The sequence below is a fragment of the Streptomyces sp. PsTaAH-137 genome (assembly GCF_003259365.1).
Lineage (GTDB): Bacteria > Actinomycetota > Actinomycetes > Streptomycetales > Streptomycetaceae > Streptomyces.
In genome coordinates this window covers 93,890-115,004 of sequence record NZ_QLLY01000005.1, presented here as the reverse complement: position 1 = coordinate 115,004, position 21,115 = coordinate 93,890, and the positions used below count along the sequence as shown (strand labels likewise).

Below are 21,115 nucleotides of genomic sequence, written 5' to 3'. Positions count from 1 at the left end.
ACAACGGATCCCACTGACTGAACAGTGGTTGCACAATATGCATGTGATGTACGTTCGAGGCCGCCCCGCTCCGGCGGGAGGTATCCGCGCGTCACATCGCGCCACACCGTCACACCAGGGAGGCCGCTCCGTGCGGGAAGAAGAGGTCCATTACGACATCGCCGTCATCGGCGGCGGCTTGGCGGGGACCTGCGCGGCCATCGCCGCGGCCCGGCTCGGCCGACGCGTCGCGCTGGTCAACAACCGCCCGGTGCTCGGCGGCAACGCCAGCAGCGAGGTCCGCGTCTGGGTCTGCGGCGCCACCGCACACGGCGTGCACCGATGGGCGCGCGAGACCGGCATCATGGGCGAGCTGTACACCGAGAACCAGTTCCGCAACCCCGAGGGCAACCCGTACTACTGGGACCAAGTGGTCCTCGACGCCGTCCTCGCCGAACCGAATATCGACCTGTACCTCAACACCGACGTGCGCGAGGTCGAGGCGAGCGGCCCGGACGACGCACGCGAGGTGCACTCCTGCACCGGCTGGATGATGGGCTCCGAGCGGCGCATCACCTTCCACGCACAGCAGTTCCTCGACTGCACCGGCGACGGCCTGCTCGGCCACCTCGCCGGCGCCCGCTACCGCATCGGCCGCGAGGCCCGCGCGGAGTTCGACGAGCCGTGGGCGCCCGAGGAGGGCGACGAGGCGCTGCTCGGCTCGACGATCCTGTTCCACACCAAGGACGCGGGCCACCCCGTGAAGTTCGTGCCGCCCGCCTACGCCCGCGACCTCACCACCACGCCCATCCTGCGCAACCGCGTCCTGCGCACCGGGGACAACGGCTGCGACTACTGGTGGATCGAGTGGGGCGGTGAGCTGGACACCGTCCACGACAACGAGCGGATCCGCGACGAGCTCCAGGCCGTCATCATGGGCATCTGGGACCACATCAAGAACTCGGGCGAGTTCCCCGACGCCGCGAACCTCACCCTGGAGTGGGTCGGCTCCCTGCCCGGCAAGCGCGAGTACCGCCGCTTCCTCGGCGACTACGTCCTCACCCAGCAGGACATCCTCGAACAGCGGCAGTTCGCCGACCGGATCGCCTTCGGCGGCTGGTCCGTCGACCTCCACCCCGTGCAGGGCATGTACGCCGACGAGCCCGGCGCCCGCCAGCGCTACGCCGACGGCGTCTTCCACATCCCGCTGCGCTCCCTGTACTCGGTGAACGTCACGAACCTGCTGTTCGCCGGGCGCAACATCTCCGCCACCCACATCGCCTTCGGCGCCACCCGCGTCATGGCCACCTGCGCCACGATCGGCGAGGCCGCCGGCACCGCCGCCGCGCTCTGCGTCGCCGAGAGCCTCACCCCGCGCGAACTGGCCACCAAGCGCCCGGAGCTGGTGCGCCGCGCCCTGCTCCGTCAAGATGCCTCCGTCATCGGCCTCGCCGACGACGACCCCGACAACCTGGCCCGCACCGCCCGCGTCAGCGCCGCCGGCCACCTGGCCCGGCTGGCCGCGGAGCCCACCACCGACGCGCCCGGCGAGCCCTACCCGCTCACCCGCGATCTCGCTCTCCTGCTCCCGGCGGACCCGGCCCTCGACACCGTGGACCTGCTCGTCCACGGCGCCGCCGACGGCGCCGGGCGCGAGCTGACCGTGGAGCTGTGGGGCACGGGCCGCCCCGAGAACGCCGTCCCCGTCGAGCAGTTGCGGACCACCACCGTGACCGTGCCGGCGGGAGGCCCGCACTGGGTCACCGCCCGCTTCGACCACCGCCCCGAGGCCCCCGAGAACGTCGTCGTGATCGTGCGGGCCGCGCCCGGCGCCGCGCTCGTCCTCGTGCCCGAGCGCACCGACGGGGTGCTCGCGCTGCGCAGCCGCGTCGAGGGCGACGCGGCCGTCGACCACGACATCCCCGAGGAGGACGGGCAGCTCGTCCTGGAATGGCAGGCGCGCGGACTGCGGCGGCGGACCTTCGCGTTCCGGGCGAACCCCGAGACGGCCGCGTTCCGCCCCGAGCGGGCCGTCGGCGGGTTCCAGCGCGCGTACGGCGGCCCGCAGATGTGGGTCTCCGAGCCGACGCACGACGAACAGTGGCTGCGCCTCGAATGGGACCACGAGCAGCCGCTCACCGAGGCGCGGGTCGTGTTCGACGACGACGTTGACGAGTACCTCAACAACCTCCACCGGCACCGCACCCCGTTCGAGGTGATGCCGGAACTGATCCGCGACTACCGCCTCCAGAGCCGCGCCGCCGACGGCACCTGGCACACCCTCCTGACGGTCACCGGCAACCGCCGCCGCCACCGCGTGCACCCGCTCGCCGACGCCGACGGCGGGCCCGTCCGCACCGACGCGCTGCGCATCGTGGTCGACGCGACGCACGGGGCCCGGCGCGCGCACGTGATCGCGTTCAAGGCGTACGGCGCGTAGGCCGGAGCCGCACCACAGGAACTACGAAGAAGGGGCCTTGCTCCGGTCGTCCGACCGGAGCAAGGCCCCTTCCCCGTTACGGGATTCAGAGCGCCCCGAGCGCCTGGCTGATGGCGTCGGCGGCCTCGATGACCTCACGGGTGAGGGTCTGCCGCTGCCCGTCCGCCCCGGCGCTGTGATCCCCGAGCAGCGAGGTCGGACCCCACAGCGAGATCGCGGCGACGACATCGCCCGAGGCGTCGCGGACCGGCGCGGCCAGCGAGGCCCGGCCCAGAGCGCGCTCCTCGGCCTCGATCGCGTACCCGGAGCGGCGCACGGAGTCGATCTCGGTGTCGAGCAGATCGTGGCTGGTCGTCGTGTAGTCGGTGTGCGCGGCGAGCGGCTCGGGCAGCAGCCTGCGCCGCTCCTTGGGCGTGAGCCCGGTGAGCAGGCACTTGCCGATGCTGGTGGCGTGCAGCGGCGCCGTGTGTCCGGCCTGGGTGTACGACTTGGGGGCGCGGGTGCCCTCGAAGTTGCACAGGAACATCAGCTCGGTCCCGCGGCGGATCGCCACATTGGCCCCGAGGCCGGTGCGGGCGGCGAGGTTCTGGAGGACCATCCGTGCCGCCCGGTGCACGGGGTGGCGGTTCGCCGCGGTGGTCGCGAGCGGGAGGATGCCCAGGCTGAGGCGGTACAGATTGCTGACCGGGTCGCGCTCGACCATGTCCAGGCGCTCGAGGGTGGACAGCAGCCGGGACGTCGTGGAGGAGCCCAGGCCGGTGAGCTCGGCGACATCGGACACGCGCAGCTCGGCGCGGCCCGAGTCCAGTGCGCGCAGCACCGACACCGCTCGTTCGACGCTCTGGTTCGTCCCGGCGTCGGTCGCCCGAGTAGCCATGACCCTCCTCGTTCTGCAAATGGCTTGCACAATCTGCATCAGCATATCGTGTTGGCCCGCTCTGTCAGCGGTTCTGCCAGCTCAAACCCCGCTCACTGATGACGGTGTGCGCGGGCGGCGGGGCACCGGGCTACAGGCCGCTCACCTTCGCGCTCGCCGACACCTCGTACACCAGCGTCAGCGTGCGGCGGCCGCCCGGCGGGAGCGTGACGTCCCAGCGGGCGATGCCCTCGGCGTCGAGGGTGTCCGGGGCGGGGGAGCAGGACTCCTTGCGCAGGCGCACCTCGACGTCCGACACCTCGGACACGGGGATCCGCTCGCGCACCGCGATCACCCGGTCGCCGGTCTCGCCCGGCGCGGAGAACCGGGACAGGTGCAGCCGTACCGTGCGGGTGACGACGGTGCGCTGGGTCAGGCCCGTCGTGCTCCGGGACTCCTCCGTCTCCCGGGTCACCCGGTAGGTGTCCGCGCTGCCGAACGCCAGCTCCTGGGCGGCGCCGGGCGCGGTGAAGTCCAGGGTGGCGCGGCCGGTGAAACCACTGCCGCGGATCAGCTCCACGGGACCCGCGAGCAGGGCGTGGCCGCCGGTGTTGGTGAACCGTACGACCTCGGTGACCAGCGGGGAGAGTTCCGGAGCGCAGACGTACTCGCGGTGCGCGGGCGAGACGGCGGTGGTCAGCGGTACGCGGTGGGCGCGCCCGTCGCCGGGCACCGAAGCGGCATCGGGCGCGCGCAGGACGCGTACCTCCCCGCCGTCGTCCACACCCGGCAGACCGGGCACCCGCGCGGGGCCGACATCGGTGATCTCCTCCTCGCGCAACTCGATCTCCACGGAACGGCGTTCGGCGGCGGACCGGTCGCGCAGGGTGAGCCGGTCCTCGACCAGCCGCGGCGGGCCGGCGGCGAGGGACGACCGGGCGGTCGACAGGGTCAGGCGTACGTCGGTCCAGTCCTCACCGGTGCGCTGCCACACCATCGCGTCCGTGTGCAGCGTCAGCTCCCCGTCGGACGCCGTCGCCCGGTAGGCGGGGCGCCACAGGGCGCACGGCGTGAGATGCGTCAGGCGCAGCTGCGCCGGTCCCGCCGCCGAGGACCGCACCGTCAGCTCGACGTGGGCGGTGAGCTCGGGCGGTTCCTCCTCGGCGACGGCCAAGGTGTCCTGGGCGTAGGACAGTTCGGCGCCCACCGCGGCCAGCTCCAGGCCGACGGACATGAGGTCGTCCTCGTGCGTGGCGCGCTCGCCGTCGACCCGGTCCAACTCGGCTGTCCAGCGCTCCGGTTCGGCCTCGCCGAAGCCCGTGCCCTCACCGATGTCCCGCAGCAGATCGGCGGCGAGTCCGCCCAGCAGGTCCAGGCGGGCCCGGAGCCGGTCGCGGCGCTGCTCCAGAGTCCGCTGCTCCTCGCCCAGGGCGTGCAGGCGGCGGCGCAGGGGTGAGTCGTCGGCGGTGGGCGGCTCGGGGCTGCGGGGCGTCCAGGCCCGTACCACGCGGACATCGAGGACGGCGGCGCCGTCGGGGCCGCCGGTGAGTTCGGCGTGCAGGCTGCGGTCGACGGCGAGCGCGCTGACCGGCCCGAGCCGCAACTGCTGTACACCGGAGTCCAGTTGAAGGGCGGTGGTCCGCTCGATGTGGGCCCGGTCCTCCAGGCAGGTCACCGCGGTGACCGGCAGCGGGATCGCCTCGGGTGCCGAGGGCGGGACGGTCCCGGAAACATCGGGAGCGGAAGTCGCGGGGGTCGTGGTCATGGTGGGTCAGCTCCTCCGGTTGCCGCCGGTCAGGGCCTTGGCGGCCGGAATCCGGATCTCGTAGCCGCCGTCGAGCACGGCGGTGCCGCCCGCGGGCACGTCCACCCGCCACAGCCGGGTGCCGGGCACCCGCGGCTCGGACGTGTCGCGGTCCTCCTCGGGAGCCGTCCAGTCGGCCCGCTCCTCGACCCGCACGTCGGCCTGCGAGGTGACGGGCACGCGCTCGCGGACCTCCACGGCGACCGGGCGGGACAGCCGGTTGGCCAGCTCCACATGGATCCGGTGGTCGAGGACGGTGGTGGTGTTCCGCAACCCGGCCGTGGACTCGCGCAGTTCGGTGCGGCGGCTGACGCGGACCGCCTCGGCGGGACCGAGTCCGATCCGGCCGGTGCCGCCCGGGGCGACGGTGGGCAGCGCGGTCGTCGGCAGCGGCTCGCCGTCGGCCGTGACGTCCACGGGCCCGGCGAGCAGCGCCTGCTCGGTGGCGTTGGTGAGCACCAGCGTGGCGTACACGGTCTCCTCCACGGACGGCACGCACAGGTACTCGGTGCGCAGGCCGACCGGGAGTTCCGTGACGGTGACGGTGTGCCAGGTGCCGTCCGAGGGGATGTCGGCGGGGCCCTCGGCGTCGTAGCGATGGTCGAAGGAACCGGCCGATTCGCGCGGCCGCACCGCGCGCTCGGGCAGCGGCAGCGAGCCGACCGACTCCGCGCGGCGCCGGTACTCGGCGGCCACCGGGTCCGATGGTGTGCCCGGTGCGAGAAGTCCCCGGCCGCCGCTCGGCGCCTCGGGACCGGCGAGGACCAGGTCGGCGTAGTCGAGTTCGGCGGCGCTCGGCCGCGGCGGTCCGGGCGGCGGAGGCGGCGGTGCCGGAGCCGCCCCGAGGGGAGCCGGAACCGCCCCGGGGGGAGCGGGAACCGGGCCACCGAAAGCGGCCGGCGCCGCTGGGGCCGGGGGCGGCAGCGCGCCGGACGTCCTCGGGCGGCCCGCCGTGCGGGGACGGGCCGAGCCGGGCGCCACGGGCGCGGAGCCCGCGTACACCGGCGCCTCAGCCGCCCCGCCTGCCGACCAATTCTGGTCGGCAGGGTTCGGCCCCGCCGCGTCGTACCCGGCGAACAGCCCCGCGAGCCCGGCCGGCGGCTCCCGCCAGCCGGAGGGCGCCGGGGCGGGCTGACGGCGGCCGATCCGCACCGAGCGCAGCGAGGGAACCCCGGTCGGCCGGTGCAGATCGGCGGTGGACAGGCCGAGGCGCACCCCGCTCCAGTCCTCACCGGTGCGCTGCGCGACCGAGGCCCGCAGCACGAGCCGCCCACCGTCCTCGCCCTGACGCTGCGTCAACCGGTAGGACGGCACCCAGACCGCACCCGGCACCCGGTACTCGATCTCGATGTCCACGGGCCCGGCAGCCGCACCCTCACCGGTCTCCCGCAGGCTGAGGTCGGCCGAGACCGTCGTCCGCACGGGAGCGGTCGGAGCATCGGTGGAGGAGCGCGCCAACCGGTCCCGTGCGATACCGAGTTGATGCTCGACCTGCCGCAACGACTCTTCCAGGTCGACGAGTTCGCCGTGCAGCGCCGCAAGACGTTCGTCGACGAACTCGGCGAGCCGCAGCCACGCGTCGACGGGCGCGCGCCGGTGCGGATCCTCGCGACGGCGCGGCGGCGGGACCGCGCGCAGCGCCGTGACCTCCTCGATCCGGCGCACCTGCCGGGCGCGACGGGCCTCGGCGCGCTGCTGCTCCCGGGCCAGCCGCTCCGTCTCACGGACCAGGTCCTCGGGCGCGTCGGCCGCGACCGGCTCCGCCTCGACGGCGATCCGGGCGCCGGTGACCCGAAGGCCGCTCCCGGCCACTACCTGCGCGCGCAGCGAGAGCGGATCGAGGACGCGGGGCAGACCCCGCACCCGGATCCGGCCGTCGGCCGGCACGACGCCCCGGGCGAGCCGTCGGCACACCGCGCCGCGCGCGTGCACCACGACCGACGTGAGCTCCGATTCCCAAGGCGCGCAGGGCTGTGCCGCCGCGTCCGTCATCCCGTGTCCCCTCCCGTACGCCGTCGTGCGCGGCGCCGACTTCGGACGAAGGGTAGCCCGTGGTCAGCGGCCCGGACACGGGATTGCGGACGCGCGGGAGTTCACTCCGGGGGCAGCACCTCGGCCAGTGCCGTCATCACGGGCGCCCGCCGGACGTCGATGTGGGCGAAGGTGAGCGCCTCGGCGAGCCGCGGCCGGCCGGCCCCGATCGCTGCGCAGATCTGCCGGTGCTCCGCGCAGTGCTGCTCGGCCCCGCGCTCGGTCGCGGTGATGCGGAACAGCCAGTGCATCAGTCCGCGCGAGGGCTGGAACGACGATTGCAGCAGGCGGTTGCCCGTCATGGTGATCAGTTCGGCGTGAAAGTCCGTGTTCGCGGCCGCGATCGCCGCGGCGTCACCGCGCCCGGTCGCCGCCTCGGCCGCGTCCATCACCGCCCGCAGCCCCGCGTGGTCGCCGCCGCGCTCGACGATCTCCGCCGCCCGGCGCGCCGCGAACACCTCCAGGCTCAGCCGGAGATCGAAGAGTTCGTCGACGTCGCGCAGGGTGAGCCGGCGCACCCGCGCGCCCCGGCGCGGTTCCAGGACGACGAGCCCTTCGCCCGCCAGCCGCATCAGGGCCTCGCGCACCGGGACGCGCGAGACCCCGAGGGCCTCGGCGAGTTCGCGTTCGCGCAGCCGGGTGCCGGGCCGGTACGTCCCCGCGTGGATGCCGGCCCGGATCAGTTCCTCGGTGCGCTCCACGTGCGAGGCGCCGGGGAGTTCGGACACCTCGGCGAGGGTCACGCGCCCGCCTCCGGCCCGGCCGCGCGGAAGGCGGGGAACGTCGGCGGGAAGAGCGCGGCGGTGTCCCGGCGCTCGGTGTCGCGCTCGCTGTAGGCCGCGCGCATCCGCTCGAACAGGGTCTGCGCCTCGTGCCGCAGCGCGTCCAGGTCGAGACCGGGCAGGCCGCCGTCGACGAGCACCGGGCGGCCCGCGACCACGGAGTTCGTGGCCTGCCGCGCGGTGCCGTTGAGCAGGAACGTGCGGACCGGGTCGTCGAGCACGCCGTCGCGGATGTCGTCCAGGGAGAACGCGACGAGGTCCGCCTGGGCGCCGGGCGCGATCCGGCCCAGGTCGTCGCGGCCGAGCGCGCGGGCGCCGCCGAGGGTGGCCGCCTCCACGTAGTGCTCGGCGGGCGCGGCGTCCGAGCGGCCGTCGGCGATCTTCGCCAGGTGCACACCGACGTCCATCCCGCGGATCAGGTCCGGCGGGAACGAGTCGGTGCCCAGGCACAGGTTCACGCCCGCCGCGCGGTAGGCGCGGAAGGAGTGCAGCATCTCGCCGTAGCGCAGCGAGGTCTGCGGGCAGTGGACGACCGAGATGCCGGCGCGGGCGAGCCGGTCCAGGTCTCCGTGGTCGGCGCCGTGGACGGCCGGGTGCCGGTCGAGGAGCACGGTGTGCGGGATGAGCAGGTTCGGGGCCAACAGGCCGTGCTTGTCGAGGAGTTCGATCGGGGTGAGGCCGTGCCGCCGCTGGATGATGTCGCGCTCGGCCAGGCCCTGGAGCGCGTGCAGCCGGACCGGGACCCCGCGTTCACGCCCGACGCGTGCCGTCTCGGCGAGCAGTTCCTCCGTGAGGGTCTCGATCCGGCACGGCAGCAGGACGCCGGTGAGCAGCGGGTCGCCGAGCGCGTCGAGGTGGTCGAGGAAGCGGACGGCGTCGCGCATCCCGGCCAGGCCCTCCGCCTCGTCGAAGGCGACCTCGCGGGTGCCGTCCGGCAGGACGACGTTGACGCCCGAGCGGTAGGCGGGGCCGAGATAGCCGCGCAGCCCGATCCGCCGGGAGGCGTCCGCCATCGCGACGAGTTCGTCGTACGGCTCGGCCCAGCGGCTGTGCACCTCGGAGGCGATCGGCATGAACGTGGTGATGCCGTGCAGCGCGAGCTGCGCCAGGGCGTACGTGCGGATGGTCGCCCGCTCGCCGGGCGTGAACACGTCGTGGCGGCGCTGGGCGAAGTAGTCCAGGGACCATTGCAGGCCCTTGGCCCGGTCCGGGCCCGCCCAGGAGTCCAGGACGAGGTGGTCGACGTCGGTGAGCGCGTCGAGGTCGATGAGACCGGGCAGCACCAGGGACTCACCCAGATCACGCTCCGCGTCGACCGGGCCCTCGTGGCGCGGGCCGACGTAGACCACGCGGTCGTCCTCCCACACCACTTCGCCGTCGCGCAGCAGCGCGTGACCGCCGTCCTGGTGGGCGAGGATGTGCCGGGCGCGCCAGCGCGTGCGCATGTTGCCTCCTGTGATTCACGGGCCGTGCCTTCCTGATCGTACGAGTTGGTATACCGACGAGGGAAGGGCTGCCGGTCGCCTGATCGTCACCGAGGACCCGTCGCGGCGAAATGCCCCATTAAGAAACCCGATTGCGCTCATCGGTATACCAAAATCCGGTCACCCCTTTCGCGCCATCACTTTCTTGGTATACCGTCCCGCCAACCTTCCCCCGAACGCCGAATGGATCACGCGACGTGACGGATTCCCCTGTGCTGCCCGCCCGGCCGCCTTCCGGCGCCGACGCCGGCGGCGTGCCCAACTCCCCTGCTGCCGCGCCGAGTTCGGTGCCGCAGACGGTCGCCGCCCGCTCCCTGATCGGCACCGCATGGCTGCGCATCCGGCGCAGCAGGATCGCCCTCGCCGCGCTCGCCGTGGTGGTCCTCATGATCGCGTTCGCGGCGCTGGCCCCGCTGCTCAGCGCCCTTGAGGGCCAGGACCCGTACACCACCCGCACCAGCCCGGACGTCCTCGACGACTACGGGACCCCGGGGCTTCCGCTGCCCTACTACCGGTATCCCTCCGCCGACCACTGGCTCGGCGTCGAACCGGGACTGGGCCGCGACATCTTCGCCCGCATGGCGCACGGCGCCCAGGTCTCCCTGATCATCGCGCTGCTCGCCACCGCCGTCTCCGTCGTCCTCGGCACGCTGCTGGGCGCCGCCGCCGGCTACTTCGGCGGCAAGGTCGACATGGTGATCAGCCGGATCATGGACCTGTTCCTGGCCTTCCCGCACCTGCTGCTCGTGCTCTCGCTGACGCCGATCCTCCAGTCCCGGCTCGGAGACACGGCGCTGGGGGAGGGCAGCCTGCTGCCGATCGCCTCGCTCGTGATTATCCTCGGCTTCTTCGGCTGGGCCTATCTCGCCCGCGTCGTGCGCGGCCAGGTGCTGTCCATCCGCGAGCAGGAGTTCGTCGAGGCCGCCCGCTCCTACGGCGCCTCGCACCGCACGATCATCGTCAAGCAGATCGTGCCCAACGTGATGGGCGTCGTCCTCGTCTACGCCACGATGATGATCCCCACCAACATCACCGCCGAGGCGGCCCTCTCCTTCCTCGGCGTCGGCGTCAAGGACCCCACCCCCTCCTGGGGACAGATGCTCAACGCCGCCCAGGCCGGCAACTGGTACCTGACCGACCCCTGGTTCCTCGCCGTGCCCGCCGGCGCCCTCGTCCTCACGGTACTGGCCTTCAACCTGCTCGGCGACGCCGTCCGCGACGCCCTCGACCCCAAGTCCTCCCGTGGCTGACCCCGCCCACGCAACCCAGGAGCACCAGTGAATCGACGCACTGCGGCCGTGCTCGCCGTGACGGTGAGCGCCGGGCTGACCCTCACCGCCTGCGGCGGCCCGAAGCCCGCGCCCGGCTCGGGCTCCAACGCCCCCGCCGACGCCTTCGAGGCCGTCAAGGTCGGCGAGGACGACACGACCAGGGGCGGCAACGTCAACGTCCTGATGTCCACCGACTTCCAGACCCTCGACCCGGGCAACAGCAACTACGTCCAGACCGCCAACGTCGGCCAGCTCTACTACCGCACCCTCACCATGGCCAAGGAGGAGGCGGGCAAGCCCCCGAAGATCGTGCCCGACCTCGCCACCGACCTCGGCAAGGTCTCCAAGGACGGCCTCACCTGGACGTACACCCTGAAGAAGGGGCTGAAGTTCGAGGACGGCTCACCGATCACCGCGAAGGACGTCAAGTACGGCGTCGAGCGGACCTACGCCCGCGACGTGTACACGCAGGCGCCGCAGGAGCTGAACTCCGCGCTCTCCGACGACGGTTACAAGGGCCCGTACGCCAAGGGCTCCGCCGGTGACTTCAAGGGCATCGAGACGCCCGACGCCCGTACGGTCGTCTTCAAGCTGAAGCAGCCCTTCGCCGAGTTCCCCGCTCTCGTCTCCCGCTCCAACACCGCGCCCGTGCCCAAGGCCAAGGACACCAAGCTCGACTACACCAACCACCCGGTGTCCACGGGGCCGTACAAGATCGCGTCCTACGACCGCGGGCGCTCCATGAAGCTCGTGCGGAACAAGAACTGGAACCCGGCCACCGACCCGAACCGCACCGCCCTGCCGGACACCTTCACCTTCAGCCTCTCCACCGCGCAGTCGACCATCAGCCAGCAACTGATCGCCGACTCCGACCCCACCGCCCTCACCCTCGACAGCTCCGGCGGACTCCAGGCGTCCGACGCGGCGAAGCTCGACGAACCGCGGGTCGCGCGGCGCACCGCGTCCGGCCTGATCGGCTGCACCGACGTCCTCGACTTCAACACCGAGTCCGTCAAGGACCCGGTCGTCCGCGAGGCCATCGCGCTCGCCATCGACCGCAAGGCCATCCAACTCCAGTACGGCGGCGCCCGCTTCGGCAAGCTCACCCAGTCGTACATCAATCCCGACCAGCGCGGTTACGTCACCCAGCACACCGGACTCGACCCCGCGGGCCAGCCCCGGCTCGCGGCGGCGAAGAAGCTCCTCAAGGGTCGGGACTTTCCGAAGAAGCTCGTCTACGGGTACGCCGACGCCACGCCCCGCTACAAGAACATGGGCACCTCGCTCCAGCAGAACCTCAAGCAGCTCGGCATCGACCTCGAACTCCGCCCGATCCCGGCCGCGAACTACTACACGACGCTCGCCGGCTCCCACATGCCCGACATCGCCCGCAGCGGCTGGTGCGGCGGCGCCGACAGCGGCTCGGTGCGCACCACCATCGACCCCAACCTGGGCCCGAGCGTCGACGGCAAGAGCTTCGGCTTCTCCAACATCCCCCGCTACCACGACCCGGAGATCGCCCGCGCCATGTACGAACTGCGCGGCGAGAACGGCACCAGCGAGGAGCTCGGCCGCAAGTGGGCGAAGCTCTTCGACCGCGGGATGCAGGACTACCCGCTCGTCCCGCTGATCAGGAACGTCACCCGCAGCGTCGTGGGATCCGACATCCGCAACGCGCAAGTCGGTTACTTCTTCGGCTCCATCGACCTCTCGACCGTCTCGGTCGTGTCCAGGAAGGGGTGACCATGGCCGCCTTTCTGCTCCGGCGTCTCGGCGCCACCGTCGTCCTGCTGATCGTCATCAGCTTCGTCACCTTCACCCTCTTCCAGTTCGGGCCCGCCGACCCGGCGGCCGCCGCCTGCGGACAGGAGTGCACGCCCCAGCGCGTGGCCGAGGCGCGCGTCGCCCTCGGCATGGACAAGCCGTTCCTCACCCAGTACCTGACCTACATGTCCGGCCTCTTCCACGGGCGGACGGTCGGTGCCGCCGGTGCGCAGACGCTGTGCGAATGGCCCTGCTTCGGCAAGTCGTTCCAGACCAACGAGAACGTCACCGCCGTGCTGGAACGCGCCCTGCCGTACACGGTGTCCGTCGCCGTCGGCGCGATCGTGCTCTGGACGGTCGTCGGCGTCACCCTCGGCACGCTCGCCGCGCTCCGCAAGAACAAGCTCACCGACAAGCTGATCGTGGGCGGCGCCTCCATCGGCGTCTCGCTGCCGATCCCCGTCACCGGGCTGCTCCTGCTCCTGGTCTTCGTCTCGACGTTCGACCTGCTGCCGTTCACCACCAACGCCATCACGTCGCCGTTCGGACCGGCCGGGTTCGGCGGCTGGTTCCAGAACTACCTGCTGCCCTGGGTCGCGCTCGCCGTGCTGTTCAGCGCCCAGTACATCCGCGTCACCCGCAGCTCCATGCTGGAGACGTTCGGCGAGGACTTCATGCGCACCGCCCGCGCCAAGGGCCTGTCCAAGGCCGTGATGGTCGTCCGGCACGGCGCCCGCGCCGGACTCACCCCCGTCGTCACCATGCTCGGCCTCGACATCGGGCTGCTGCTCGGCGGCGCCGTCCTCACCGAGCAGATCTTCTCCGTCCCCGGCGTCGGCTTCACCGCCGTCCGCGCCGCGCAGGCCGGCGATCTGCCCGTCACCATGGCGATCACCCTGCTCGCCGCCTTCTTCATCATCGTCGCCAACGTCGTCGTCGACGCCGTCTACGCCGTCATCGACCCGCGAGTGAGGGCCGCCTGATGACCACCGCCACCGACCAGCCCCTGCTGCGCATACGGGACCTGCACGTCACCTTCCCCACCGACGACGGCCTCGTGCACGCCGTCAACGGCATGGACCTCACCCTGAACCGCGGCGAGACCCTCGGCATCGTCGGCGAGTCCGGCTCCGGCAAGACCGTCACCAGCCAGGCGCTGATGGGCCTGCTCAAGGAGACCCGCGCCGAGGTCACCGGCGAGATCCTGCTCGACGGCACCGACCTCAACTCCCTCTCCGAGGAACGGATGCGGGCCTGGCGCGGCAAGAAGATCGCCATGATCTTTCAGGACCCGCTCTCCGCGATGCACCCCTTCCACACCGTCGGCGCCCAGATCGCCGAGGCGTACCGGGTCCACAACCAGGTAACGCGGAAGGCCGCGTTCGACGTCGCCGTCGACATGCTGGGCCGCGTCGGCATCCCCGACCCCAGGCGGCGGGCCCGCGCCTTCCCGCACGAGTTCTCCGGCGGCATGCGCCAGCGCGCCATGATCGCCATGGCCCTGGTCTGCGAACCCGAACTGCTCATCGCCGACGAGCCGACCACCGCCCTCGACGTCACCGTCCAGGCGCAGATCCTCGACCTGCTCGGCGAACTCCAGCAGGAGACCGGTACCGCCGTCGTCCTCGTCACCCACGACCTCGGCGTCGTCGCCGAGGTCTGCCACCACGTCGCCGTCATGTACGGCGGCCAGTGCGTGGAGCGGGGCAGCGTCCGCGAACTCTTCCGCGACCCGCGCCACCCCTACACCCAGGGCCTGCTCGCCTCCATGCCCACGCTCGGCGACGACGGCGAACGGCTGCGCCCCATCCCGGGCTTCCCGCCGTCGCTCCTCGCCCTGCCGGACGGCTGCCTCTTCGCCGACCGCTGCCCGCAGACCCACCGCGTGCCCGACGGACGCTGCCACGGCGAACGCCCGGAGTTCCGCACCGTCGGCACCGCCGACCACCCCTCCCGGTGCCACCTGGAGACCCTCACCGACACCGCGGAGGCCGTGCGATGACCACCACCGAGCAGCCGCCGCTCCTGGAGGCGCGCGGCCTCACCAAGCACTTCCGGGGCCGCGGCGGCCTCCTCGGCCGAGGAGGCGCCCCGGTCAAGGCCGTCGACGGCGTCAGCTTCTCCGTGGGCGCCGGGCAGACCCTCGGCATCGTCGGCGAGTCGGGCTGCGGCAAGTCCACCACCGGCCGGCTGCTGATGCGCCTGCTCGAACCGACCTCCGGCACCGTCCTGCTCGACGGCCGCGACGTCGGCTCGCTGAACCGCGCCGAGGCGCAGGAGTACCGCCGGCAGGTGCAGATGGTCTTCCAGAACCCGGCCTCCTCCCTCAACCCCCGGCAGACCGTCGGTGCCGCGATCGCCGCGCCGCTGCACGCCCAGGGCATCGAACCGCCCGGCGGCGTCAAGACCCGCGTACGGGAACTGATGGACCGGGTGGGCCTGCGCCCCGACCACTACAACCGCTTCCCGCACGAGTTCTCCGGCGGCCAGAAGCAGCGCGTCGGCATCGCCCGCGCGCTCGCCCTCGAACCCCGCCTGATCATCTGCGACGAGCCGGTCTCGGCCCTCGACGTCTCCGTCCAGGCGCAGGTCGTCAACCTCCTCCAGGACATCCAGGCCGACACCGGCGTCGCGTACCTCTTCATCGCCCACGACCTGTCCGTCGTACGGCACTTCGCCGACCGCGTCGCCGTCATGTACCTCGGCAAGGTCATGGAGAGCGGGGCCACCCGGGACGTCTTCGACCACCCCCGCCACCCCTACACCCGCGCCCTGCTCTCCGCCGTCCCGCAGCCCGACCCGGACGCCGACCGGGGCCGCAGGATCCGGCTCACCGGCGACCTGCCCACCCCGGCGAACCCCCCGTCCGGCTGCGTGTTCCGCACCCGGTGCCCGCTGCGCCCCACCCTCGGCGAGGCCGAGCAGGCGCGCTGCGCCGGGGAGATCCCGCCCGTGCCGGACGACGAAGGGCCCGCCTGCCACTTCGCCGACCGGGCCGTAGCGGCCCACTGAGCCTTCCGACCCGCCAACGCATCACCGAAGTAAGGAAGTTGCACCACATGCTCATCCGTGACGTCCGCCCCTGGGGCGGCGAGCGCAGCGACGTGACCGTCGACGGCACCCGCATCACCGCCATCCGCCCGCACGACCCGGCGGCCGCGCCCGCCGCGGACGCCGTCGAGGGCCGCGGCCGGCTGCTCCTGCCGTCCTTCAGCGACGTCCACGTCCACCTGGACTCCACCCGCATCGGCCTGCCGTTCCGCCCGCACACCGGCGGGCCCGGCGTCTGGACGATGATGATGAACGACCGCGAGAACTGGCGCGACGCCGAGATCGCCCTGCCCGAGCGGGTCGCCGGCACCCTGGAGCGCATGATCGCCCGCGGTACGACGCGGGTGCGCACGTACGCGCAGGTCGACGTCGACTGCAAGCTGGAGAAGTTCGAGGCGGTCGTCGCCGCCAAGGAGAAGTACGGGCATCTCGCCGACGTCCAGATCATGACGTTCCCGCAGGCCGGCATCCTGCTGGAGCCCGGCACCGCCGACTACCTGGAGGCCTCGCTCAAGGCGGGCGCCGACGTGATGGGCGGCATCGACCCCTGCACCCTGGACCGCGACCCCAAGGGCCACCTCGACGTGGTCTTCGGGCTCGCCGAGAAGTACGGCGTCGAGGTCGACATCCACCTGCACGAGCCCGGCGACCTCGGCGTGTTCTCCACCGACCTGATCCTGGAGCGGGTCCGCGCGCTCGGCATGCAGGGCAAGGTCACCATGTCGCACGCCTACGAGCTCGGTTCCGTGAACGAGGCGACCAGCCGCCGGCTCATCGAGGAGTTCGCCGAGCTGGACATCGCCATGGCGACCGTCGCCCCGGCCGCCCGCAACCAGCTCTCCCTCGTCGCGCTCACCGAGGCGGGCGTCCGCGTCGGCCTCGGCGAGGACGGGCAGCGCGACTACTGGAGCCCGTACGGCAACTGCGATCTGCTCGACCGCACCTGGCAGCTCGCCTTCACCAACAACTTCCGCCGCGACGAGCACATCGAGATGTGCCTGGCGGTGGCGAGCATGGGCGGCGCCGCCATCATGAGCCACGACGTGCCCCGGCTCACCGGGGTCGCCGACCGGCCGGGACTCGCCGTGGGCGACCGTGCCGACCTGCTGCTCGTCGACGGCGAGACGCCCAGCAGCGCCGTCATGGACCGCGGCACCGACCGCACCGTCCTGCACGACGGACGGGTCGTCGCGGACGGCCTCGAACTGGTCGACGCCGGCTGATCTCCTCGCGCCGCGACGCGGGCCGCCGTCCTTCGTGGGCGGCGGCCCGTCGCGTACGCCTATGTCCGTAATGTGTAACGACGCGTAACGTTCCGGCACGGTGTGTGTGGAGCGAACCGCTCCACGGGCACCCTTCCCCCGGCACCGGCACAACGACCGCGCACGTCAGGACGTGCGCACGACAACGGGGGAACCGATCATGCGTGTGAACCGCCAGAGCACCCGGAGAACACCGCGCCCCGGCCTGCGGGCCTGCGCCCTGGGCGCCGCCGTCGCGGCGGCCCTGACCCTGACCGCCTGCGACCAGAGCAGCGCCGACCCCAAGACCGCCCACACCGAGAGCCCCGCCACGAACGCCCCGGCGAGCCCGAGCGCAGCGAGCCCGTCCCCCTCGAAGAGCGCCTCCACCCCGGCGGCCGAGCCCACCGCGAGCACCACCACGCCCCGCGCGGCGAGTCCGGCCGGATGGAAGTACGCGCACCGGCAGACCCCGCCGACCGGCTCGGTCTGCGACCACGACGGCCAGGGCCCGTACGCGAAGATCGAGTCGGTCAGCTTCGGCGGCGAGAGCCCCACGCTCGTCGGCCTCGTCCTCGGCCACTACGACTGCGACGGTGCGAAGCCCCGCTTCGTGCCCTCCAGCGCGACCGGCGCCGCGACGGACGTGCTCGTCGACACGAACCACCTCAAGACGGTCGTCGGCGGCCGGATCGCGAGCCGGATGGGCACGAGGACGCCGGCCGCGAGCCCGTTCCTCGACGAGCTCGCGCGGATGCAGGACAAGGGTGAACTCAAGGGCGCCAAGGCCCCCGAGTTCTGGTTCCGCATCGACGCCCCCTCCGACGACGTGAACGCGATGCCCGACGACAACAGCCGGCTCATCTACCTGTACCAGCTCGTCGACGCCCACTGACCGGACGGTTGTGCGGCCCCGCCGATGCCTTCAGGATGCAGGCATGTCCGAGCCCACGGCGGCGGCCGCCGCAGCGTCGCAGTCCACGTCACCGTCCGTACTCGCCGCTCTGGTCGGCGCGTTGCGGGGCGGCACCATCGAAGTCGTCGATCTCACCGCGCTGTTGTCGCCCACCACACCTGTGCTGGAACTGCCGCCCGAGTTCGGGCAGACGGCCGTGTTCGAGCTGGAGGAGATCAGCCGCTACGACGACCGCGGGCCCGCCTGGTACTGGAACAACTTCCGTTCCGGCGAGCACACCGGCACCCACTTCGACGCCCCCAACCACTGGGTCACCGGCCGGGACCTCGCCGACATCGCCTCCGTCCCGGCCCGGCAGCTCGTCGCGCCCGCGGCGGTCCTCGACGTCACCGACGAGGTCGCCAAGGACCCGGACTTCCTCGTCGAGATCGCCCACATCGAAGCCTGGCAGGACCGGTACGGGCCGCTGCCCGACGGCGGCTGGCTGCTCGTGCGGACCGGATGGAGCAGCAGGTCGGCCGCGCAGGACACCTTCCTGAACGCCGACGAGACCGGCCCCCACACCCCGGGCCTCTCCGTGGAGTGCGCCCGCTGGGTCGCCGAACGGACGCCGGTGCTCGGGCTCGGCGTCGAGACCGTGGGCACCGACGCCGGGCGGGCGCACGGCTTCGACCCCGCGTTCCCCTGCCACTCGTACCTCATGGGCAGCGGCAAGTACGGGCTCACGCAGCTCCAGAACCTGGCCGAACTGCCGCCCACCGGCGCCGTGGTGATCGCCGGACCGCTGCCCATCGTCTCCGGCTCCGGGGCGCCCGCCCGGGTCCTCGCCCTCGTCGAGCGGCCGGGGCAGCCGTCGTGAACGTCGCCGAGGCGGTCGGCCGGGCCCTCGTCGCCGCCGGAGTCGGGCAGGTCTTCGGCGTCGTCGGCTCCGGCAACTTCCACGTCACCAACGCCATGGCGGCGGCCGGCGCCCGGTTCGTCGCCACCCGGCACGAGGGCGGCGCCGCCACCATGGCCGACGCGTACGCCCGGGTGAGCGGATCCGTGGCGGCGCTCAGCGTCCACCAGGGCTGCGGGCTCACCAACGCCCTCACCGGCATCGGCGAGGCGGCCAAGAGCCGCACCCCCCTGATCGTCGTCGCGGCGGAGGCCTCCCAGCCGCGCTCCAACTTCGCCGTCGACCAGACCGCGCTGGCCGAGGCGCTCGGCGCGCACAGCGCCCGCGTCACCGCGGCCGCCGACGCCGTCGCACAGACCCGCGCCGCCGTGCGCCTCGCCGTGCAGGAACGGCGGACCGTCGTGCTCAACCTGCCGCTCGACGTCCAGACCCAGGACGTCCCGGACGCGGAGACGGCCCTGGCCGCCGTCGCCCCGCCGGAGCCGCGCGCCGCCGTCGCACCCGCCACCGACGACATCGCCGCCCTCGCCGACGTCCTCGCACGCGCCGAACGCCCGGTGTTCATCGCCGGACGTGGCGCGCGCGGCCCCGGCGGCCGGGAAGCGCTCGAACTGCTCGCCGAACGCCGCGGCGCGCTGCTCGCCACCTCTGCGGTGGCCCGCGGCCTCTTCGTCGGCAACCCGTGGTCGCTCGACGTCTCCGGCGGCTTCGCCGCGCCGCTCGCCGCCGAACTCATCGAGGGTGCCGACGCGATCGTCGCCTGGGGCTGCTCCCTGACCATGTGGACCACCCGCCACGGCCGCCTCATCGGCCCCGACGCCGCCCTCGTCCAGGTCGACGACGAACCGGACGCGCTCGGCGGACAGCGCCCCGTCCACCTCGGCATCACCGGCGACGTCCGCCTGACCGCCGATGCCGTCAGGACCGCGCTCGGCGACGAGACCCGCACCGGCTACCGCACCCCGGCCACCGGCGACGCCCTCGCCACCCGGCTCCGCTGGCGCGACATCCCGTACGAGGATGAGTCCACCCGGGACCGCATCGACCCGCGCACCCTCAGCATCGCCCTCGACGACCTGCTCCCCGCCGAGCGCGTGATCGGCGTCGACTCCGGCAACTTCATGGGCCACCCGACCATGTACCTGTCCGTCCCCGACGAACAGGGCCTGTGCTTCACCCAGGCGTTCCAGTCCATCGGGCTCGGCCTCGCCACCACCGTCGGCGCCGCCCTGGCCCGCCCCGACCGGCTCCCGGTGGCCGCGCTCGGCGACGGCGGCGCCCTGATGAGTGCCGTCGAACTCGACACGGTGCGCCGCCTCGGCCTGCCCCTGGTGGTCGTCGTCTACAACGACGACGCGTACGGCGCCGAGGTGCACCACTTCGGCCCGCACGGATTCCCGCTCTCCACCGTCGAGTTCCCGCCCACCGACATCGCCGCCGTCGCGCGCGGCTACGGCTTCGAGGCGGTGACCGTCCGCGCCCCGGCCGACCTGAAGGCCGTGGCCGACTGGCTGGCGGGGCCGCGGACCGCACCGCTGCTCATCGACGCGAAGGTGGTCCGTGAGCACGGCTCGTGGTGGCTGGAGGAGGCGTTCCGCGGGCACTGACATCGGCGGTGCGGGACCTCAGGCCGCCAACTGCCCCTCCAGCGCCGCGAGGAGCCAGTCGTGGGCGCTGCCCGGCGTCGGCTCCGGGGCGCCGCCCGGCACGGTGGTCAGCTGGGCCACGAGCTCCCAGTAGTCGTCGAGCCGGGGATCGGCCGCGAGTCGCGGAGCGAGCCCGCGGCGGAAGTCCGGGGTGTCGCGGCAGCCCGCCACGCGCGCGTACGTCGCCACGAAGCAGTCAAGCGCCTCACCCGCGGCGGGCCCGGCGCCCGCCCGCATCGGTCGGGCCGCGAGGTCGTAGGCCTCGGCAAGACCGGCGTAGAGCAGCGCGGATTCCCGGGCGCCCGCCGAGCGGTGGGCGGCGGGCTGGGTGGGAGCGGTGCCGCCGCAGGGGCGGGACACCAGGGCGCACAGCCGGGCGAACGCGAGGACCTGCGCCGGGACCGGTGCGTCGGGCGGCTGCGGAACGGCCGCCTCCAGAAAGGCGGTCCGGGACGCGGCCGGCATCCGCGGCGGCAGCCACGCGCGCCAGAACCTGGCCAGCGGGTCCGTGCTGGGCGGCGTGCCCAGCGCGCCGACGAGCCGCAGCCGGTCCGCGCGCTCCTCCGGCGGAGAGGAGCGCACCAGATGCAGTGCGGCCTCCTGCCAGCGCAGCGCGCTGAGCCGTGAGCCGAGCGTGCGCAGCTGTTCCGCGACGGCGTCCTCCAACACGCCCTGCGCACCAGCCCGTTCGTCGACGATGCGGCGCACCTCGGGGACCGGCAGGCCGAGCCCGCGCAGCGAGCGGATGAGCCGCAGCCGGTCCAGCGCGTCCGGCGCGTACCGGCGGTGTCCGCCCGCACTGCGGGCACGCTCCGGCAGCAGCCCGCTGTCGGAGTAGAAGCGGACCGTCTTCACCGTGGTGCCCGCGTGCTCGGCGAGCTCACCGATGCTCCACAGGCCGTCGGAACCGGAACCCGGCGTCACTTGAACCTCCCTCTGGGGGAGTTCCTAA

16 protein-coding genes are annotated in these 21,115 nt (G+C 73.0%); 10 read left to right on the top strand and 6 right to left on the bottom strand.

Going from position 1 to position 21,115, the window contains the following annotated elements:
• The first annotated feature begins 130 nt into the window (after positions 1–130).
• On the top strand, positions 131–2,419 hold the full coding sequence (locus K377_RS12360; protein ID WP_111663333.1) for an FAD-dependent oxidoreductase: 2,289 nt from the start codon (positions 131–133) through the stop codon (positions 2,417–2,419).
• 85 nt (positions 2,420–2,504) lie between these two features.
• Here the strand turns inward: K377_RS12360 and K377_RS12355 are convergent, their stop codons facing one another.
• The 5 genes from K377_RS12355 to K377_RS12335 all read right to left on the bottom strand — a co-directional run bounded on the left by K377_RS12355 (position 2,505) and on the right by K377_RS12335 (position 9,337).
• Complete coding sequence (locus K377_RS12355) at positions 2,505–3,296, bottom strand: IclR family transcriptional regulator (protein ID WP_111663332.1); 792 nt, start codon at positions 3,294–3,296, stop codon at positions 2,505–2,507.
• 130 nt (positions 3,297–3,426) lie between these two features.
• The gene (locus tag K377_RS12350; RefSeq protein ID WP_111663331.1) at positions 3,427–5,040 is read right to left on the bottom strand and encodes a DUF4139 domain-containing protein; all 1,614 of its coding nucleotides are present in this window, start codon (positions 5,038–5,040) and stop codon (positions 3,427–3,429) included.
• A 6-nt stretch (positions 5,041–5,046) separates the two neighbouring features.
• Positions 5,047–7,071, bottom strand: coding sequence for a DUF4139 domain-containing protein (locus K377_RS12345; protein WP_111663330.1), 2,025 nt, complete (start codon positions 7,069–7,071; stop codon positions 5,047–5,049).
• Between the two features lie 101 nt (positions 7,072–7,172).
• Positions 7,173–7,853, bottom strand: a complete 681-nt coding sequence (locus K377_RS12340; protein WP_111663329.1) for a GntR family transcriptional regulator — start codon at positions 7,851–7,853, stop codon at positions 7,173–7,175.
• Positions 7,850–9,337: a chlorohydrolase family protein gene (locus K377_RS12335; protein ID WP_111663328.1), complete on the bottom strand. Its 1,488-nt coding sequence runs from the start codon at positions 9,335–9,337 to the stop codon at positions 7,850–7,852. The genes K377_RS12340 and K377_RS12335 overlap by 4 nt, the downstream gene beginning before the upstream one ends.
• Before the next feature lie 251 nt (positions 9,338–9,588).
• Here K377_RS12335 and K377_RS12330 point away from each other — a divergent pair, with 251 nt between their 5' ends.
• The 9 genes from K377_RS12330 (at position 9,589) to K377_RS12290 (ending at position 20,124) form a co-directional block, all read left to right on the top strand.
• Positions 9,589–10,626, top strand: coding sequence for an ABC transporter permease (locus K377_RS12330; protein ID WP_111663327.1), 1,038 nt, complete (start codon positions 9,589–9,591; stop codon positions 10,624–10,626).
• A 27-nt stretch (positions 10,627–10,653) separates the two neighbouring features.
• Complete coding sequence (locus tag K377_RS12325; protein ID WP_111663326.1) at positions 10,654–12,390, top strand: ABC transporter substrate-binding protein; 1,737 nt, start codon at positions 10,654–10,656, stop codon at positions 12,388–12,390.
• A 2-nt stretch (positions 12,391–12,392) separates the two neighbouring features.
• Positions 12,393–13,394, top strand: coding sequence for an ABC transporter permease (locus K377_RS12320; protein WP_202455903.1), 1,002 nt, complete (start codon positions 12,393–12,395; stop codon positions 13,392–13,394).
• Positions 13,394–14,413: an ABC transporter ATP-binding protein gene (locus K377_RS12315; RefSeq protein ID WP_111663324.1), complete on the top strand. Its 1,020-nt coding sequence runs from the start codon at positions 13,394–13,396 to the stop codon at positions 14,411–14,413. The genes K377_RS12320 and K377_RS12315 overlap by 1 nt, the downstream gene beginning before the upstream one ends.
• The gene (locus K377_RS12310; protein WP_111663323.1) at positions 14,410–15,423 is read left to right on the top strand and encodes an ABC transporter ATP-binding protein; all 1,014 of its coding nucleotides are present in this window, start codon (positions 14,410–14,412) and stop codon (positions 15,421–15,423) included. Before K377_RS12315 ends, K377_RS12310 begins: the two co-directional genes overlap by 4 nt.
• Before the next feature lie 47 nt (positions 15,424–15,470).
• A complete protein-coding gene (locus tag K377_RS12305) occupies positions 15,471–16,685 on the top strand; it encodes an amidohydrolase (RefSeq protein ID WP_111663322.1) in 1,215 nt (404 codons plus the stop codon).
• Between the two features lie 199 nt (positions 16,686–16,884).
• Positions 16,885–17,598, top strand: a complete 714-nt coding sequence (locus K377_RS12300; protein ID WP_111663321.1) for a hypothetical protein — start codon at positions 16,885–16,887, stop codon at positions 17,596–17,598.
• Between the two features lie 43 nt (positions 17,599–17,641).
• On the top strand, positions 17,642–18,478 hold the full coding sequence (locus K377_RS12295) for a cyclase family protein (RefSeq protein ID WP_111663320.1): 837 nt from the start codon (positions 17,642–17,644) through the stop codon (positions 18,476–18,478).
• Entirely contained in the window at positions 18,475–20,124 is a 1,650-nt protein-coding gene (locus tag K377_RS12290; protein WP_111663319.1) for a thiamine pyrophosphate-binding protein, read from the top strand. The genes K377_RS12295 and K377_RS12290 overlap by 4 nt, the downstream gene beginning before the upstream one ends.
• 18 nt (positions 20,125–20,142) lie before the next feature.
• Here the strand turns inward: K377_RS12290 and K377_RS12285 are convergent, their stop codons facing one another.
• Positions 20,143–21,087: a MerR family transcriptional regulator gene (locus tag K377_RS12285; protein ID WP_111663318.1), complete on the bottom strand. Its 945-nt coding sequence runs from the start codon at positions 21,085–21,087 to the stop codon at positions 20,143–20,145.
• Between the last annotated feature and the right edge of the window lie 28 nt (positions 21,088–21,115).